Origin of the sequence: Streptomyces iconiensis, from assembly GCF_028657195.3 — a bacterium.
Lineage (GTDB): Bacteria > Actinomycetota > Actinomycetes > Streptomycetales > Streptomycetaceae > Streptomyces > Streptomyces iconiensis.
In genome coordinates this window covers 1-16,678 of the sequence record NZ_JANCPR020000064.1, presented here as the reverse complement: position 1 = coordinate 16,678, position 16,678 = coordinate 1, and the positions used below count along the sequence as shown (strand labels likewise).

General features: G+C 69.4%; 17 protein-coding genes. 11 read left to right on the top strand and 6 right to left on the bottom strand.

Features of this window, described 5'->3' with window-relative positions; all coding sequences use genetic code 11:
• Window positions 1–158: 158 nt before the first annotated feature.
• A complete protein-coding gene (gene serB / locus NMN56_RS38395) occupies window positions 159–1,400 on the bottom strand; it encodes a phosphoserine phosphatase SerB (protein ID WP_274044574.1) in 1,242 nt (413 codons plus the stop codon).
• 366 nt (window positions 1,401–1,766) lie between these two features.
• Here serB and NMN56_RS38390 point away from each other — a divergent pair, with 366 nt between their 5' ends.
• Window positions 1,767–4,505, top strand: coding sequence for an ABC transporter ATP-binding protein/permease (locus NMN56_RS38390; RefSeq protein ID WP_283742553.1), 2,739 nt, complete (start codon window positions 1,767–1,769; stop codon window positions 4,503–4,505).
• A gap of 147 nt (window positions 4,506–4,652) precedes the next feature.
• On the opposite strand, the gene NMN56_RS38385 is transcribed toward NMN56_RS38390, so the two are convergent.
• A complete protein-coding gene (locus NMN56_RS38385) occupies window positions 4,653–5,408 on the bottom strand; it encodes an aggregation-promoting factor C-terminal-like domain-containing protein (protein WP_274044572.1) in 756 nt (251 codons plus the stop codon).
• Between the two features lie 393 nt (window positions 5,409–5,801).
• Here NMN56_RS38385 and NMN56_RS38380 point away from each other — a divergent pair, with 393 nt between their 5' ends.
• The 4 genes from NMN56_RS38380 to NMN56_RS38365 all read left to right on the top strand — a co-directional run bounded on the left by NMN56_RS38380 (window position 5,802) and on the right by NMN56_RS38365 (window position 8,388).
• A complete protein-coding gene (locus NMN56_RS38380) occupies window positions 5,802–6,974 on the top strand; it encodes a GAF domain-containing sensor histidine kinase (RefSeq protein WP_274044571.1) in 1,173 nt (390 codons plus the stop codon).
• The gene (locus NMN56_RS38375) at window positions 6,967–7,608 is read left to right on the top strand and encodes a response regulator (RefSeq protein WP_274044570.1); all 642 of its coding nucleotides are present in this window, start codon (window positions 6,967–6,969) and stop codon (window positions 7,606–7,608) included. Before NMN56_RS38380 ends, NMN56_RS38375 begins: the two co-directional genes overlap by 8 nt.
• Before the next feature lie 157 nt (window positions 7,609–7,765).
• Window positions 7,766–8,011 carry a chaplin gene (locus NMN56_RS38370; RefSeq protein ID WP_274044568.1) on the top strand — a complete coding sequence of 82 codons (246 nt, stop codon included), beginning with the start codon at window positions 7,766–7,768 and terminating at the stop codon, window positions 8,009–8,011.
• Window positions 8,012–8,142: 131 nt separating this feature from the next.
• Window positions 8,143–8,388 (top strand): chaplin, encoded by a 246-nt coding sequence (locus NMN56_RS38365; RefSeq protein ID WP_274044567.1) that lies wholly within the window; start codon window positions 8,143–8,145, stop codon window positions 8,386–8,388.
• A 98-nt stretch (window positions 8,389–8,486) separates the two neighbouring features.
• Here NMN56_RS38365 and NMN56_RS38360 read toward each other — a convergent pair whose 3' ends face one another.
• Entirely contained in the window at window positions 8,487–9,326 is an 840-nt protein-coding gene (locus NMN56_RS38360) for a hypothetical protein (RefSeq protein WP_274044566.1), read from the bottom strand.
• Between the two features lie 105 nt (window positions 9,327–9,431).
• Here NMN56_RS38360 and NMN56_RS38355 point away from each other — a divergent pair, with 105 nt between their 5' ends.
• From NMN56_RS38355 to NMN56_RS38340, 4 genes are all read left to right on the top strand, one after another.
• Window positions 9,432–10,223 carry an ABC transporter ATP-binding protein gene (locus NMN56_RS38355; protein WP_274044565.1) on the top strand — a complete coding sequence of 264 codons (792 nt, stop codon included), beginning with the start codon at window positions 9,432–9,434 and terminating at the stop codon, window positions 10,221–10,223.
• A 21-nt stretch (window positions 10,224–10,244) separates the two neighbouring features.
• On the top strand, window positions 10,245–10,667 hold the full coding sequence (locus NMN56_RS38350) for an NfeD family protein (protein ID WP_274044563.1): 423 nt from the start codon (window positions 10,245–10,247) through the stop codon (window positions 10,665–10,667).
• An 87-nt stretch (window positions 10,668–10,754) separates the two neighbouring features.
• Window positions 10,755–11,753: an SPFH domain-containing protein gene (locus NMN56_RS38345; protein WP_274044562.1), complete on the top strand. Its 999-nt coding sequence runs from the start codon at window positions 10,755–10,757 to the stop codon at window positions 11,751–11,753.
• Between the two features lie 110 nt (window positions 11,754–11,863).
• Entirely contained in the window at window positions 11,864–12,631 is a 768-nt protein-coding gene (locus tag NMN56_RS38340; protein ID WP_274044561.1) for a sulfite exporter TauE/SafE family protein, read from the top strand.
• 36 nt (window positions 12,632–12,667) lie between these two features.
• On the opposite strand, the gene NMN56_RS38335 is transcribed toward NMN56_RS38340, so the two are convergent.
• Entirely contained in the window at window positions 12,668–13,177 is a 510-nt protein-coding gene (locus tag NMN56_RS38335) for an HNH endonuclease (RefSeq protein ID WP_274044560.1), read from the bottom strand.
• A gap of 421 nt (window positions 13,178–13,598) precedes the next feature.
• On the bottom strand, window positions 13,599–14,138 hold the full coding sequence (locus NMN56_RS38330) for a YbhB/YbcL family Raf kinase inhibitor-like protein (RefSeq protein ID WP_274044559.1): 540 nt from the start codon (window positions 14,136–14,138) through the stop codon (window positions 13,599–13,601).
• 169 nt (window positions 14,139–14,307) lie between these two features.
• On the opposite strand from NMN56_RS38330, the gene NMN56_RS38325 reads away from it, so the two are divergent.
• A complete protein-coding gene (locus tag NMN56_RS38325) occupies window positions 14,308–14,739 on the top strand; it encodes a barstar family protein (RefSeq protein ID WP_274044558.1) in 432 nt (143 codons plus the stop codon).
• Between the two features lie 6 nt (window positions 14,740–14,745).
• Here the strand turns inward: NMN56_RS38325 and NMN56_RS38320 are convergent, their stop codons facing one another.
• A complete protein-coding gene (locus NMN56_RS38320) occupies window positions 14,746–15,528 on the bottom strand; it encodes a sporulation protein (protein ID WP_274044557.1) in 783 nt (260 codons plus the stop codon).
• 52 nt (window positions 15,529–15,580) lie between these two features.
• On the opposite strand from NMN56_RS38320, the gene NMN56_RS38315 reads away from it, so the two are divergent.
• Entirely contained in the window at window positions 15,581–16,276 is a 696-nt protein-coding gene (locus tag NMN56_RS38315) for a DNA-3-methyladenine glycosylase (protein ID WP_274044556.1), read from the top strand.
• Window positions 16,277–16,678 lie beyond the last annotated feature (402 nt).

The window sequence follows — 16,678 nt, the reverse complement described above, 5'->3', positions numbered from 1 at the left end:
ACGAGCCGCACAGCGGTGAACGAGCCCCGTACAGCGGTGAGGGGCCGCGGCGACAGCCCGGCCCCTCACCCCGACTTCCCGGCCGCCCCGGCCCACTGGTCACTCTCCGCCGGGCGCCCTCCGGTCACTGCTCGAAGCTGGTCACTGCTCGAAGCTGCTCACTCCTCGAAGTCGGTTCCGTCCTCGCAGTCGGCGGCCTCTACCTCTTCCCTGGTGATGCCGAGCAGGTAGAGCACGGTGTCCAGGAACGGCACATTGACGGCCGTGTGCGCGGCCTCGCGGACCAGCGGCTTGGCGTTGAACGCCACCCCGAGTCCCGCCGCGTTGAGCATGTCCAGATCGTTGGCCCCGTCGCCGATCGCCACGGTCTGTACGAGCGGGACCCCGGCTTCAGCGGCGAACCTGCGCAGCAGTCTCGCCTTGCCCGGACGGTCCACGATCTCGCCCGTGACCTTGCCGGTCAGCTTCCCATCCACTATCTCCAGCGTGTTCGCCGAGGCGAAGTCCAGCCCCAGTTCCTCCTGGAGCGCGTCCGTCACCTGCGTAAAGCCGCCGGAGACCACGCCCACCTGGAAACCGAGCCGCTTGAGCGTACGGATCAGCGTGCGCGCGCCCGGGGTGAGCCGTACCTCCTCGCGCACCTTCTCGACGACCGAGGCGTCCAGCCCGGCGAGCAGCTCGACCCGTGCGTGCAGCGACTGCTCGAAGTCCAGCTCACCGCGCATCGCGCGGGCCGTCACCTCGGCCACCTCGGCCTCGCAGCCCGCGTGTGCGGCGAACAGCTCGATGACCTCGTCCTGGATGAGCGTCGAGTCGACGTCCATCACGACCAGGCGCTGCGCCCTGCGCTGGAGCCCGGAGGCGACGACGGCGACGTCCACGCCGTACTTGGCCGCCTCCAGCGCCAGCGACGTACGCAGCAGCGCGGTCTCGGTGCCCGAGACGTCGAACTCGACGGCGAGCACCGGGTACTTGGCGAGCCGGAAGATACGGTCGATGTTCCCGCCGGTCGAGGTGATGCTGGCCGCTATGGCGGCCGTCGACTCGGCGGTCAGCGGATGGCCCAGCACGGTCACGTGTGAACGGCCCGTGCCGCGCGGCCGGTTGTCGCCGGTGCCCGAGATGATCTCGGCCTGGAGCCCCATCGACTCCGCCCAGCTGTGGATGGTCGCGCGCAGCTCACCCTCCGTGCCCGTACCGGTGCTGGGCGAGGTGACCAGCGCGCACAGGGTGATGCGTCCGCGGGTGACGAGTTGCTCGATGTCGACGACCTCGACTGCGAAGGCCGCCAGGGTGTCGAAGAGGCCGGCGGTGATGCCGGGCCGGTCCTTGCCGAAGATCTTGACGAGAAGCGTCGGGGTGTCGGCGTACGAAGGAGGCGTGGCCAAGATTGCGCTCATGGTCCTCTCACAGTACCGCCGCGCGGCACACCCCCACTCGGCGGGCTGCTGCGTACGGCATGGACCGGGGCGCCGGCGCCCCGCCGGGCCGCGGCGCTGCACGGTGCGGTTGTCCGGTGCGGTGCACGGTGCGGTTGTCCGTATCAATCCGGATCAGTGCGGACTCAAGGGCGCTTTCACCGTCCGGTCCCTTTCGCCCGCGCCGACGGTCACATTCCTCTCCGCCAACGGTCACAGCCTGGCCCCTTCTTCCGGGTCGACTTCCTGTCGGACCGCCGAGCCTGAAATAGTTCCTCACGATGTTCGCCATCCCTAGACTCCCTCTCAGCAGGGGGTACCTCGGGGGACAACTTTGTGGGGCATGGAGTGCCGGAACTCGTACTGGAATTGAACGGACAGACCTGGACGCTCGATCCGTCCAGGGCCTACACCCTGGGTCGTGATCCGCAGGGTGACGTGGTGATCGAGGACGCGAGGGTGTCCTGGAGGCACGCCACGGTGCGCTGGGGAGGGCGCGATTGGATCATTGAGGACCACGGCAGCACGAACGGCACCTATGTGCAGGGACGGCGGATTCAGCAGCTGGAGCTGGCCCCGGGGATGAACGTCCACCTGGGCAACGCCACCGACGGACCCCGGCTCGGCTTCTCCGGCCCGGGAGGCGGCGGCCAGGGGGCGCCCGCCGACATGTACGGCGCACAGCCCGGCCCCGACCAGTACGCGGGCCAGGCGCAGCAGCCCCAGGCCCCGCAGCCCCAGGCACCGCACCAGCAGCAGGCACCGCACCAGCAGCAGGCACCGCACCAGCAGCAGGCACCGGGCGGACCCGGCTGGAACCAGCCGCCGCAGCAGCCGCACGCGCAGCAGCCCGGATGGCAGCAGGCGCCGCACATGCAGCAGCAGGCGCCGCCGCAGCAGGCGCAGCAGGTACCCCCGCAGCAGTACGCCCAGCAGGTGCCCCCGCAGCAGTACGCGCAGCAGCCGCCTCCGCAGCAGCACGTGCCCGCACAGGGCGGCCCCGGTATGGGCGCCCCCGGTATGGGCGTACCGCCGCAGGGCGCTCCCGGCGCGGCGGGCGACCGCAGCCCGACGACGTTCCACCAGCTCTCGCTCGGCCGCATCATGCGCATCGGCCGTGCCCTGGAGAACGAACTGGTCGTCTCCGACCTCCAGGTCTCACGTCACCACGCGGAATTCCAGTCCTCGCCCGACGGGCGCTGCGAGATCCGCGACCTCGGCAGCCACAACGGCACCTACGTCAACGGCCAGCCGCTGCCCAAGTCCGGCTCGGCCATCATCACGGCGCAGGACATCGTCGGCGTGGGCCACTCCACCTTCAAGCTGGTGGGCGACCGCCTCGAAGAGTTCATCGACACCGGAGAGGTCTCCTTCTCGGCCCGCCACCTCACGGTGAAGGTCGACGGCGGAAAGGTGATCCTGAACAACGTCACCTTCGGCGTCCCCGAGAAGTCACTGATCGGCGTGATCGGCCCCTCGGGCTCCGGCAAGTCCACGCTGCTGCGCGCCCTCACCGGGTACCGCCCTGCCGACACCGGCGAGGTCCTCTACGACAACAGGGACCTCTACAAGCAGTTCGCCGAGCTGCGCCAGCGCATCGGCCTCGTGCCGCAGGACGACATCCTGCACAAGGAGCTGAAGGTACGTAAGGCGCTGCGCTACGCCGCCAAGCTCCGCTTCCCCGGCGACGTCGCCGAGGCCGAGCGCAACGCGCGCGTCGAGGAGGTCCTCGCCGAGCTGAAGCTCGACATCCACGCCGACAAGCGCGTCACCTCCCTCTCCGGCGGTCAGCGCAAGCGCGTCTCCGTCGCACTCGAACTGCTCACCAAGCCCTCGCTGATCTTCCTGGACGAGCCCACCTCGGGCCTCGACCCGGGCATGGACCGCGATGTGATGCAGCTGCTGCGCGGCATGGCCGACGACGGCCGTACGGTCCTCGTCGTCACGCACTCGGTCGCCGAACTCGGCCTGTGCGACAAGCTGTTGGTGATGGCGCCCGGCGGCGGCGTCGCCTACTTCGGCCCGCCGGAGGAAGCCCTCAACTTCTTCGGTTACGACTCCTGGGCCGATGTCTTCTCCGCCTTCGAGAACTACCGCGACTACGACTGGATGGGCCGCTGGCAGGGCTCGCAGCACTACCAGATGTACGCGGCGTCCATCGACCAGGCGGAGAGCGCGCAGCAGGACCCGTACGCGCTCCAGCAGCAGCCGGCGCAGTCGCCGCAGCCCAGGAAGCTCCGGAAACCCCAGAGCTGGGGGTCCCAGTTGTGGACCCTCATCAGACGCTATGTCTCGGTGATATCCGCCGACCGCTCCTTCCTGGTGCTCTCGTTCCTCACCCCGCTGATCCTGGGCGCCATCAGCCTGTTGATGCCGTCCGACTTCGGACTGACTGCGCCGCCGGGCAAGACGAACGGCGACGCGGGACCCATCCTGCTGATCCTCGCCATCGGCGCCTGTTTCTCGGGTGCGGCCAACTCCGTACGTGAGTTGATCAAGGAGCGCGTCATCTACGAACGGGAACGGGCCACCGGCCTTTCCCGTTCCGCCTACCTGATGTCCAAGGTGATCGTCCTCGGCGTCGTCGCCGCCATCCAGGGCGCGCTGATGTGCCTGGTCGGCTTCTTCCCGCGCGACCTTCCCGAGGAGGGCCTGCTCGCCTCCAACCCGGCGATCGAGATGGCGCTCGTCATGATCGCGCTCGGCGGCACCTCGATGATGTTCGGGCTCATCATCTCCTCGCTGGTCAAGACCTCCGAGAAGACGATGATCCTGCTCGTCCTCTTCGCCGTCGTCCAAGTGGTGTTCACCGGCGTCCTGTTCAAGCTGTTCGACAGCCCCGGCGTCGAGCAGTTCGCATGGCTGATGCCGTCCAGGTGGGCCATCGCCGGACTCGGCAGCACCATCGAACTGGGCAGGCTGATGCCGCAGGACAAGACGAACCCGACCAACACCGACCCCCTGTGGGACCACTCGCTGGACCAGTGGGTGATGAACGTCGGCATCCTGGTGGTCATGGGCATCCTGTGCGGCTTCGTGATCATCCGTCTCCTGCGCCGCCATGAGCCGGAGATCATGCGCGAGTAGCGCTCACGGCGGTCTCACGGTCCGCGCGTCACTCCCAGCCGTAACGGACGACGGGCGAACGGCCGGCGGACGACGGCCGGAAGGAACGGACGAGAGGGCGGCTCCCCTCACAGCAGGGGAGCCGCCCTCTCGCGTTTCGCGTCCGGATCAGTACGCGTTGTGCGACTGCCAGAAGGACCACGCGCCGCACGGGCTGCCGTAGGTCTCGTTCATGTAGCTCAGGCCCCACTTGATCTGGGTGGCCGGGTTGCTGCGCCAGTCGGAGCCGGCCGAGGCCATCTTCGACCCCGGCAGCGCCTGCACCAGCCCGTAGGCGCCGCTGCTCGGGTTCTGCGCGATCACATTCCACCCGCTCTCACGCTCGACGATCTGCGAGAAGCACTGGAACTGCGCCCCGTCACCCACGATCTGCCGCGCGATCTCCTGCGGCGAGCCCGACGGAGCAGAGGCCGGCTTGCGTTCGGCTGAACGGCTCGCCGCCTCCTTGTGGTCCGCCCGCTTCTTCGCCGCGGCCTTCGCTGCCCGTTCCGCCTCGGCGGCCTTCGCCCGGCGAGCCTCCTCGGCCTGCGCGCGCTCGCGCTTCTCCTTCGCCGCGGCGCGCTTCTTCGCCTCGGCCCTGGCCTCGGCCTTCGCCCGCGCGTCCGCGTGCGAGGACTGCTGCGAGACGCTCTCCCGCTGCTCGCCCACGCTGTGCTCGGCTGCCTGCCACGCGACCGGCTTCACCTCTGCTTCCCCTCCGGCCACCCGTGCCGTGCTCCCGTCCGCACCGTCCTGCCCGGCGCCCAGCCCGAACGCCAGCGCACCCACCCCCACAGCTGCGACACCCGTCGCGGCGGAGACCTTCTGAAGCCGGGTGAAGCGGCGGGGCGCCTTGTGCTGCGGCGCTTGACCAGGTGCGGACATACGGTGTCGACCTCTTTCTGTTCGCGAACCGTGGCGCTGCGTCGCTCCACGGCGAGCGACATTCTTAGGGGGCGGCGATTTGCTCCGCAAAGGGCCGCAGCGCCGCCGCGTACTACCGCGCCTCGTGGCGACCCCCGCTCTCCGCCCCTCCCGCCCTCCGGCGCGGCCCCCGGCCTCCACTAAGCGGCCCCGTACACCCCGGCAGCCCTGTGTCAGCCCTCACAGCCCCGCACCCCACACGGCCCTCTCCCACGGCCCTTGGCACGGCTCCCTTCCACGGCCCTCCCCCCGGCCCGCCCGCGAGGTCTCGGTCCACAGGACTAGGACCACCGCCCCGTGTCCCACCAGCGCTTGTCCGATTTCCGGCTCCGTGGCCGCGGGTACCGTGAGCGCATGGTCCCCCGTTCAGGACTCGCCGCCGTGAGCGCAGCGCTGCTCGCCATGAACAGACAGCTCGACGTGCGCGACGTCCTCCAGACGATCGTCGCCTCGGCCCGCGAACTCCTCGGCGCCGAGTACGCGGCCCTGGGCGTCCCCGACGACCACGGCGGCTTCGCCCAGTTCGTCGTCGCCGGCGTGAGCGAGGAGCGCTGGAAGGCCATCGGCCCCCTGCCCCGCCAGCACGGCATCCTCGCCGCGATGCTGCACGACGCCACCCCGCAGCGCCTCGCCGACGTACGCAAGGACCCCCGCTTCGGAGGCTGGCCCGCCGCACATCCCCGCATGTCCGACTTCCTCGGCATGCCCATCGCCGACGGCGAAGAGGTGCTCGGCGCCCTCTTCCTGGCCAACAAGCGCTGCACCCAGGACGAACGCCCCGCACCCGCTTCCGCAGGCAAGGAGTGCGCCTTCACCGAGGACGACGAGGAACTCCTGCGCCTGCTCGCCCAGCACGCCGCCATCGCCCTCACCAACGCGCGCCTCTACGAGCGCAGCCGCGAGCTGACCATCGCGGGCGAACGCGCCCGTATCGGCCACGAGCTGCACGACGCCGTGGCCCAGAAGCTCTTCTCCCTCCGCCTGACGGCGCAGGCAGCGACCGCGCTCGTCGACCGCGACCCCACCCGTGCCAAGGCCGAGCTGCAGGAGGTCGCCCGCCTCTCGGCCGAGGCCGTCGACGAACTGCGCGCAGCCGTCGTCGAGATGCGCCCCGCCGCGCTGGACGAGGACGGCCTCGTCGCCACCCTCCGCACCCAGGCCCAGGTGCTCGACCGCGCGCACACCGCCTCCGTCACCTTCAGCTGCGAAGGCGTACGCGCCCTGCCGGCGGCCCAGGAGGAAGCGTTGCTCCGCGTCGCACAAGAAGCGCTGCACAACGCACTGCGGCACGCTGAGGCCGGCCACGTACGCGTCGTCCTGCGCCGCAGCGCACGCGACGGGCAGGGCGCCGTGCTCACCGTCACCGACGACGGAACGGGCTTCGACCCGGGCGCCGTACGCAGCGCGGGGCGGCACCTCGGCCTCGTCTCCATGCGGGACAGGGCCAACGGCGTCGGCGGCAAGCTGACCGTCCAGTCGGAGCCCGGCAAGGGCACCGTTGTCGAAATGGAGGTGCCCGGTGGCTGACCCGATCCGTGTGCTGCTCGTCGACGACCACCAGGTCGTCCGCCGGGGACTGCGCACATTCCTTGAGGTGCAGGACGACATCGAAGTCGTCGGGGAGGCGTCCGACGGCGCCGAGGGAGTGGCACGCGCCGAGGAACTGCGGCCCGACGTCGTGCTGATGGACGTCAAGATGCCGGGCACCGACGGCATCGAGGCACTGCGCACGCTCCGCGAACGGGACAACCCCGCGCGCGTCCTGGTCGTCACCAGCTTCACCGAACAGCGCACCGTCGTACCGGCCCTGCGAGCGGGCGCGGCCGGATACGTCTACAAGGACGTCGACCCCGACGCCCTCGCAGGCGCCATCCGCTCCGTCCACGCCGGCCACGTGCTGCTCCAGCCCGAGGTCGCCGGGGCGCTCCTGTCCGACGACCAGTCGGGCGGCGGCTCGGGACGCGGCCCCTCGCTGACCGAGCGCGAGCGCGAGGTGCTCGGCCTGATAGCGGACGGCCGCTCCAACCGCGAGATCGCCAGGGCCCTCGTGCTCTCCGAGAAGACCGTCAAGACCCATGTCTCGAACATCCTCATGAAGCTCGATCTCTCGGACCGCACCCAGGCCGCGCTGTGGGCGGTCAGACACGGCGTAACGGGCTGATCCGGACCGGGTTCCGCGGTCGCGGAACGTTCCCTTCCGCGAGGTGATTCATACCGTCGTGTGGTCGTCATCTTTACGGCGCATCTTCAATGACGATGACCCGTTCTCCATGGCACCGCGGCCGTTCGCCGCGGTGTTCGCAAGGAGGGTCAACACAGTGAAGAACCTGAAGAAGGCCGCGGCCGTGACGATGGCGGCCGGTGGCGTGCTCGTCGCCGGAGCAGGCGTCGCCTCGGCGCACGACGGCGCGGGGGCGCAGGGTACGGCGACGAAATCGCCGGGTGTGCTCTCGGGCAACCTCGTCCAGGCCCCCGTCCACGTTCCGGTCAACGCCACCGGCAACACCATCAACGTCGTCGGCGTCCTCAACCCGGCCTTCGGGAACCACAGCCACAACCACTGAGCGACCCGGCCGGACGAGGGACCGCGAGCCGGTACGGATTCCGGTCCGTTTCCTCCGTCATCCGGCCCAGACGTCGCTCAACACACGACCCCGCAGCTCGGGTTCGCGAGACCCCACAGGGAGAACACCCCATGAACACTGCACAGAAGGCCGCCCTGGTCACCGCAGCCGCCGGTGTCGCGGCCTGTGCCTCCGCCGGTTCCGCCTTCGCCGACGGTGGCGTCGCCGCCCACGGCGCGGCGACCAAGTCGCCCGGCGTCGTCTCAGGCAACACCGCCCAGGTGCCGGTGCACGTCCCCGTGAACTTCTCGGGCAACACCATCAACGTCGTCGGCGTCCTGAACCCCGCCTTCGGGAACAAGGCCGTGAACCACTGAGTTCAGGCCCGGCAGCCGGACAACGGACCCGCGGACCACACGGTCCGCGGGTCCCGCTGCTTCCCGGCGGCCGGGCCCCAGGAGGCCCGGCCCTCTCGCTAACCCAGGGAAGCGCCGCCCTCCCGCCGCCGCTCCAACTCCTCCGCGTACGCGTTGTACGCCGCCACCTGCGCCCGCCGCGCCGTACGCTCCACAGGCCGCAGCGCCTCCGCACGCGCCAGCATCTCCGACGCGCTCACGGCACCCCCGTGCGCACGCCCGTCGCCCCGGTCGTCCTGCGCGATCGAGACCAGGGCCGCCACCCGCTGCGCCAGCTCCAGCACCCGCACGGCACGCGGTGGATAGCCCGGCGCCAGCAGTCTGCGCCCCGCCTCCATCCGTGCCTTGTACGCCTCCAGCGCCGCGTCGGCGACAGGCCCCGAGCCCGCGACGTCCAGCCGCGTCAGCACCTCCGTCGCCTCCCGCATCGCCTCGGCCAGCTCCCGCTCGGCCTCACCCAGCGAGGGCACATCGGCCGGCGGTGCCTCCCGCACCGGCAGGCACTCCCACAACACCTCCGTGTGCACGTCCTCGGGGTCGGCCTCGCCGCCGGGCGGCCCCGACTCCCGTACCACCGGCACCAGACCGAGCGCGGCCCCGTGCACCAGCACGGCCTCTCCCGCGTCCACGGCGCGCACGTTGAACTCCGGGGGACCGCTCAGCCCCAGCGGGTGCCCGGCGACCGGGAGCGCGACCCGCAGGCTCCTGGCTCCCCGCGTCCGCAGCCGCCCCAGGGCCAGGGTCAGACCCTCGGGGTCCTCCCCGGAGCCGGGCGCCACGACCCGGTGCCTGGAGTCCTCCCCAGTGATCCGTTCGGCCGCCTCATCAGGTGAGACGAGCCCTGCGAGCAACGCGTTTCCCCAGGCGGCCAACCGGCCTGAGCGAGGTTCCATGAGCATGAACCAAGCCTAGAGAACGAGCTTCGTACCCGGTGGCGTAGGTTTTCCCTGGGGAATGTGCCCACAGGCACAGACAACGCGACTGCAATAGGAGACAACGCGCTCATGAGCGAAGTACTGGAGCTGGTGGACGTATCCGTGGTCCGCGACGGACGTGCTCTGGTGGACGATGTCTCCTGGTCGGTCAAGGAGGGTGAGCGCTGGGTCATCCTCGGCCCCAACGGTGCGGGCAAGACCACCCTGCTCAACATGGCCTCCAGCTACCTCTTCCCGACCTCCGGCACCGCGACGATCCTCGGCGAACGGCTCGGCGCCGTCGACGTCTTCGAACTGCGGCCCCGCGTCGGCATGGCCAGCGTCGCCATGGCGGACAAGCTCCCCCGCCGGCAGACCGTACTGGAGACCGTGCTCACCGCCGCCTACGGCATGACGGCGCACTGGCAGGAGAGCTACGAGAAGGTGGACGAGCAGCGCGCGCTCGCCTTCCTCGACCGCCTCGGCATGTCCGACTACCTCGACAGGAAGTTCGGCACGCTCTCCGAGGGCGAGCGCAAGCGCACCATGATCGCCCGCGCGATGATGACCGATCCCGAGCTGCTGCTGCTCGACGAGCCGGCGGCGGGGCTGGACCTCGGCGGGCGCGAGGACCTCGTACGCCGCCTCGGACGGCTCGCGCGTGACTCGTACGCTCCCTCGATGCTGATGGTCACCCACCATGTCGAGGAGATCGCACCCGGTTTCACGCACGTGCTCATGTTGCGGCAGGGACGCGTGCTCGCTGCCGGGCCGATCGAGACCGAGCTGACCTCCCGCAATCTGTCCCTGTGCTTCGGGCTTCCGCTGGTCGTGGAGGAGAACGCCGGCCGCTGGACGGCACAGGGCCTGCCGTTGAGCTGATCGCGCGCCTACCATGGGCGTGTGGATGCATGGGTCTGGTGGCTGGTAGCCGCCGCAGCGCTGGGAATCCCGCTTGTCGTCACTGCCATGCCCGAGTTCGGCATGCTGGCGGTGGGCGGCGTCGCGGCTGCCATCGCCGCCGGGCTCGGTGGAGGACCGGTGACGCAAGTCGTCGTCTTCGCGATCGTCTCCACCGCACTGATCCTGGTCGTCCGGCCCGTGGCACGCCGTATGCGTACCGAACGGCCCGAGATGGCCAGCGGAGTTGACGCACTCAAGGGCCGTCAGGCCCTCGTGCTGGAGAAGGTGGACGGCCAGGGGGGCCGGATCAAGCTGGCGGGCGAGGTGTGGTCCGCACGCTCGCTGGATTCGGGCGAAAGCTATGAGCCGGGCAGCCAGGTCGATGTTGTGGAGATCGACGGAGCCACTGCCGTCGTGATGTGATGGGCTGTGAGCAACCGCACGAGCAGCAGTTCTTGACGCAACGACTTCTGAAAACAGCGCAGTTAAAACAGTGCAGGGGGCATGGCGATGGACGCCATCATCATCGTCCTGATCATCCTGGTGGTGCTTGTCTTCATCGCACTCATCAAGACGATCCAGGTCATCCCGCAGGCGAGTGCCGCGATCGTCGAGCGATTCGGACGCTATACGCGCACGCTCAACGCCGGCCTGAACATCGTCGTCCCGTTCATCGACACGGTGCGCAACCGCGTCGACCTGCGTGAACAGGTCGTCCCCTTCCCCCCGCAGCCGGTGATCACCCAGGACAACCTGGTCGTGAACATCGACACCGTCATCTACTACCAGGTGACCGACGCCCGTGCGGCGACCTATGAGGTCGCCAGTTACATCCAGGCGATCGAACAGCTCACCGTCACCACGCTCCGCAACATCATCGGCGGCATGGACCTGGAGCGGACCCTGACCTCCCGCGAGGAGATCAACGCCGCGCTCCGCGGAGTCCTCGACGAGGCCACCGGCAAGTGGGGCATCCGCGTCAACCGCGTCGAGCTGAAGGCCATCGAGCCGCCCACCTCCATCCAGGACTCGATGGAGAAGCAGATGCGCGCCGACCGCGACAAGCGCGCCGCGATCCTCCAGGCCGAAGGTGTACGCCAGTCGCAGATCCTCACCGCCGAGGGTGAGAAGCAGTCCGCCATCCTCAGGGCCGAAGGTGAGTCGCGCTCCGCAGCGCTGCGCGCCGAAGGTGAGGCCCAGGCGATCCGTACGGTCTTCGAGTCCATCCACGCAGGTGACCCGGACCAGAAGCTGCTGTCCTACCAGTACCTCCAGATGCTGCCGAAGATCGCCGAGGGCGACGCCAACAAGCTCTGGATCATCCCCAGCGAGATCGGCGACGCCTTCAAGGGCCTCGGCGGCGCGCTCGACAACTTCCGCCCCGACAGCGGCGGCAGCGGTGGCGGCGGCGGCCGGGGTGGCGGTAGCAGCAGGGGCGGCGGCGCCGGGACTCCCAGCGTCCCCGGCATCAGCAAGCCCCCGCGCGAGCAGCCCCCGCTCGACACCTGACACCGGCGCCCGCTCGCACACAGGTCCCACAGAGCGGACGCACCCGCGCACGAACCCCGCCCCTCGGGCATGATCGGTGCCACTGACACCGAGCGCCCGAGGGGTTTCGCGTGACCGTATGGGAGGCACTGGCCGTTTTCGCCGCTGGTATCGGCGCCGGCGGCATCAACACCGTCGTCGGTTCGGGAACCCTGATCACCTTCCCCGTGCTCCTGGCGACCGGCCTCCCGCCCGTCACGGCCAACGTCTCCAACTCCCTTGGCATCGTGCCCGGTTCGGTCAGCGGCGCCATCGGCTACCGCAGAGAACTCAGGGGCCAGGGCCGCCGTGTCCTCCGCCTCGGCGCGGCGGCCTTCCTGGGCGCGCTCGCCGGAGCGATCCTGCTCATCACCCTGCCGTCCAGCGCCTTCGACATGATCGTCCCGCTGCTGATCGCCCTCGCGCTGGTCCTCGTCATCCTCCAGCCGTACCTCTCCCGCGCCGTCCAGCGCCGCCGCGAGCGCAACGGGAGCACGGCCCACCCCCACGGGGGCCTGCCCCTCCAGGGCGGCATGCTGGTCGCCAGCGTCTACGGCGGCTACTTCGGCGCCGCACAGGGCGTCATCTACCTGGCCCTCATGGGGCTCCTCATCCACGACGACCTGCAGCGCATCAACGCCGTCAAGAACGTCCTCGGCGCCGTCGTCAACGGCACGGCGGCCGTCTTCTTCCTCTTCGTCGCCGAGTTCGACTGGACGGCGGTCCTGCTGATCGCCGTCGGATCAGCGCTCGGGGGCCAGCTCGGCGCCCGTGTCGGACGCAAGCTGGCCCCCGGAGTACTGCGAGCCGTGATCGTTGTCGTCGGAGCCGCCGCGATCGTCCAGCTGCTCCTGCGCTGACGCCGCCCGCTCCCGTCCAGGTCCGGTGACGGCCGGTCAGGCCGAGGCCGGCATCGGTAGCCACTCGGGCAGCGACTCGCCGTCCCTCATCCCCAGCGCCAGCACCAGCGCGTCACCGGGAGTCGGCTCGAACGGCTTGGAGAGCAGCCGCATGCCCGCCTGTACGGGCGTACGGTCGGCCTTCCTGTGATTGTCGGCCGAGCAGGCAGCCACCGTGTTCAGCCAGGTGTCCTCGCCGCCGCGCGACCGGGGAACGATGTGGTCAACCGTGGTCGCCCGGCGCCCGCAGTACGCGCACCGGTGCCGGTCCCTGATCAGGACGCCGCGTCGCGACCACGGCGCCCGTTGTCGGAACGGCACCCTGACGTACCTGCACAGCCTGATCACCTGCGGCACCGGAAGCTCCACGTTCGCCGCGCGCACCCGCAGACCCGGGTGCGACTGTTCCACGACGGCCTTCTCCCGCAGCACGAGGACGACCGCACGCCGCAGCGACACCGTCGACAGCGGCTCGAAGCTCGCGTTCAGGACCAGGGTGTCCCGCATCCCCACCACCTCCCGGATCGCCCGCACGCGCCCGCGCCCGGGGTGGCACCAACTGTGCCCCTGTCCCCCCAGGCCGACAACGCAATTTCCCTACGCTGTACAGGAGGACACGGCTCCCCGAACAGAACCACTCATCAAGTGGAACACGTGGCGGCAAAGCATCGACAGGAAGCGCTGAGAGAGGAGCGCTGAGAAGGGAGCACCGAGAGGGAATCGCTGAAGGTGGAGCGCCGAGAGAGGAGCGCTGAGGGTGAAGAAGGGCAGCCGACGCGGTCATCCAGCCCCCGGCCGGACTCCGGCGGGCGGCAGACACCAGGTGTCAGCGCGCCCCCGCCGCGGTGATGTGCCGCGTCGCGGTATCGACTGCCCGTGGAACACAGTGCGCCGCGCACAGGGCGCGGCGCAACGGAAATACTGTGACTCAGCCCTCGGCCGGGATCCCGTACTCGCCGATGAGCGCCCCACGCCCGACGGTCTTGAAGCGCAGGTTGAATCCCACGACGGCCGGCGAGGCGTCCGCGTCGGCCCCGAGCTTCTCCTCACCCACCGCGTACACCGTGAACACGTAGCGGTGCGGACCGTCTCCCGGCGGCGGCGCCGCGCCACCGAAGTCCCGCGTCCCGAAGTCGTTCCGTACATGTACGGCCCCGGCGGGCAGACCCTTCATGTCCCCGGTACCCGCACCCGTGGGCAGCTCGGTCACCGAGACCGGGATGTCGAAGACGGACCAGTGCCAGAAACCGCTGCCCGTAGGAGCGTCGGGGTCGAAGCAGGTCACCGCGAAGCTCTTCGTCTCCGGGGGGTAGCCCTCCCAGCGCAGATGCGGTGAGGTGTTGCCTTCCGCGTACACCTGTGCGGAACCCAGATGGCCGCCGTCCGCCAGGTCGTCGCTCGTCACGCGAATCGACGGCACCGGGGGGTGGAAGTCATGGGGGAGCGGGCGCCGTTGCTGGTCCGTCACGTCGGATCCTCCTCGTCACGCGAATCGCCTGAAACGGCCAGCCTAACGATCCCGACTGCCTGTCTTTGTCACCATGGCGGGTGCGACGGCACACGCAGTACAGCCCAGCCCCATGCCCGCGACCCGTTCGCCCCTGACCACGACGAGACTCCGAAGCGGTGGTGCGACCATGACCAGCCCCGTGGAACTGCCCGAACTGCCCCAGGAAGACCTTCCTGGACTCTTCGACGGCTCGGTGCCCCCCGGCGTCTACCGCCTTCCCTCCGTGGGGCCCGACGCCCTGATGCAGGCGGAAGCCGCCGGCTGGGTCGACGCGGTGGTGGATCTGGCGGGGGCCACCAACAAGGCCGAGTTCATGGAGCGTTGTGCGGCGGGGCTCGAACTCCCCGACTACTTCGGCCGCAACTGGGACGCCCTCGCCGACCTCCTCACCGATCTCTCCTGGTGGGGCGAGACCCGCGGCTACCTCTTCCTCGCCACGAGCTGGTCGAGCTTCGAGGAGACCGATCCGAAGGACGCCGCCGCGGCGGCTGAGGTCTTCACCGCCGCGGTCGGCTTCTGGGCCGTGCGAGAGACCCCGCTCACGGTCCTCCTCGGCTGAGCGTCCTCAGAACCAGTTGCGCTTCCCGCCCACCTCGGACAGCCACTGATTGATGTACGCCGTCCAGTCCGTCTGCTGGAAGCTGTCGAACTCCACAGGGAAGGCGCGGAACGAATCGCTCCCCTCCGTGAACAGCCCGGGCTTCTTGTCCATCTCCAGCACCACGTCCATCCCCCGCGAGTCCGCCACGAACGACAGCTCGACCTGGTTCAGCCCGCGGTACTGCTGCGGAGCGTGGAACTCGATCTCCTGGTAGAAGGGGAGCTGCTGCCGGGTGTTCCTGATGTGCCCCTTCTCCATGTCGGCCGACTTGAAGCGGAAGCCCAGTGCGCCGAAGGCATCGAGGATCGCCTGCTGTGCGGGCAGCGGATGGATGTCCACCGGGTCCAGGTCGGACGAGTCCACCGCGCGGGCGATGGCCAGCTCCGTCGTCATGCCGATGCTCATCCCCGCCAGCGACTGCCCCAGCACAGAAGTGATCGGCGTCTCCCACGGAACCTCAAGCCCGAACGGCACCACATGCGTGGCCCCCGCCTCCAGCTCGAAGGCCCCACCGAGCCGCTGCCTGCCGAACTCGATGTTCTGCTTCATCTCCCCGTCGCTGGTCTCCACCTCGACCCGCGCCTGCAGACCGACGGACACCGACTGGATCTGCTGCGCCACCGAGCCACCCTCGATACGCACCTCACCCTGGACAACACCGCCAGGAACCGCGTGCGGCTCGTGCAGCACGGTGTCGACCGAGGCACCCCCGACGCCGACGCTCGCGAACATCTTCTTGAACCCCATCAGATTCCTCCCCATCTGGGAACGCACAGCGTTCTTGTTACGCTCGGACGGCATGATCGCAGGCCGAGACCGTTCGCGGAGCCATGCCGACGGCCTTGAGCCGCTGCCACGCTCCTTCTTCGACCGTCCAGTTCTGGACGTAGCCCCCGACCTCGTCGGGCGCGTCCTGGTACGCACGACGCCGGAAGCCCGCATCCAGTTGCGCATCACCGAGGTGGAGGCGTACGCGGGAGAGGCAGACCCTGGCTCACATGCCTACCGAGGCAAGACCGCACGCAACGCGTCGATGTTCGGTCCCCCCGGCCACGCGTACGTCTACTTCATCTACGGCATGTGGTGGAGCCTGAACCTCGTCTGCGGTCCCGAGGGTTACGCGAGCGGAGTGCTGCTCCGCGCCGGCGAGATCACCGAGGGCGTGGAACTGGCGCGGGAACGCCGTCCCAAGGCCCGCAAGGACGCAGAACTGGCCAAGGGCCCGGCACGCCTCGCCACAGCCCTGGCAGTCGACCGGGAACTCAACGGCACCGACCTGTGCACCCACGACAGCAGCGCACCCCTCAGCGTTCTCGCAGGTGAGCCCGGTCACCCCGGAGTCATACAGAGCGGCCCCCGCACCGGCGTCGGCGGCGAAGGCGCCCACCAGCCCTGGCGCTTCTGGCTGACCGACGACCCCACCGTGAGTCCATACCGGCCACACCAGCCGAGGCGGCGCAGGACAGGACTTGACGCGGGTAAGGCCGCCACCTAACGTAGGTCGAGCCGCTTGAAACGGGACGGCTTGCTACGGCTCAGAGAGTCCGGCGATAACGCCCCCGAAGCGGACAATCACTACCTAAGACTTCCCCCTAACCGGGGTCGCTTTCGGCACGCCGAAATTCCCTTGCGAAAGCTCGATTTGGAGCCTGGCGGGGAAAACCTCTAAAGTAGTGAACACGCCGGAAGGCACCCCGCCGACAGGGGAAATCAGAATCGGAAACGACCCGGAAACGGACCGGAAAAGATCTGGTAGAGTCGGAGACACACCGAAAGGGCCCCGGTCCTTTCAAAACGGCCCGGAGGAAACCCGGAAGGGAATCCAAAGGAAGCGTCCGTTCTTTGAGAACTCAACAGCGTGCCAAAAGTCAACGCCAGATATGTTGATACCCCGACC

What these genes read in the sequence shown, in the direction of transcription:
- serB (WP_274044574.1), bottom strand. Translation starts at nt 1,400, where the DNA reads ATGAGCGCAATCTTGGCCACGCCTCCTTCGTACGCCGACACCCCGACG.
- NMN56_RS38385 (WP_274044572.1), bottom strand. Translation starts at nt 5,408, where the DNA reads ATGTCCGCACCTGGTCAAGCGCCGCAGCACAAGGCGCCCCGCCGCTTC.
- NMN56_RS38380 (WP_274044571.1), top strand. Translation starts at nt 5,802, where the DNA reads ATGGTCCCCCGTTCAGGACTCGCCGCCGTGAGCGCAGCGCTGCTCGCC.
- NMN56_RS38365 (WP_274044567.1), top strand. Translation starts at nt 8,143, where the DNA reads ATGAACACTGCACAGAAGGCCGCCCTGGTCACCGCAGCCGCCGGTGTC.
- NMN56_RS38360 (WP_274044566.1), bottom strand. Translation starts at nt 9,326, where the DNA reads ATGCTCATGGAACCTCGCTCAGGCCGGTTGGCCGCCTGGGGAAACGCG.
- NMN56_RS38355 (WP_274044565.1), top strand. Translation starts at nt 9,432, where the DNA reads ATGAGCGAAGTACTGGAGCTGGTGGACGTATCCGTGGTCCGCGACGGA.
- NMN56_RS38345 (WP_274044562.1), top strand. Translation starts at nt 10,755, where the DNA reads ATGGACGCCATCATCATCGTCCTGATCATCCTGGTGGTGCTTGTCTTC.
- NMN56_RS38335 (WP_274044560.1), bottom strand. Translation starts at nt 13,177, where the DNA reads ATGCGGGACACCCTGGTCCTGAACGCGAGCTTCGAGCCGCTGTCGACG.
- NMN56_RS38325 (WP_274044558.1), top strand. Translation starts at nt 14,308, where the DNA reads ATGACCAGCCCCGTGGAACTGCCCGAACTGCCCCAGGAAGACCTTCCT.
- NMN56_RS38320 (WP_274044557.1), bottom strand. Translation starts at nt 15,528, where the DNA reads ATGGGGTTCAAGAAGATGTTCGCGAGCGTCGGCGTCGGGGGTGCCTCG.
- NMN56_RS38315 (WP_274044556.1), top strand. Translation starts at nt 15,581, where the DNA reads ATGATCGCAGGCCGAGACCGTTCGCGGAGCCATGCCGACGGCCTTGAG.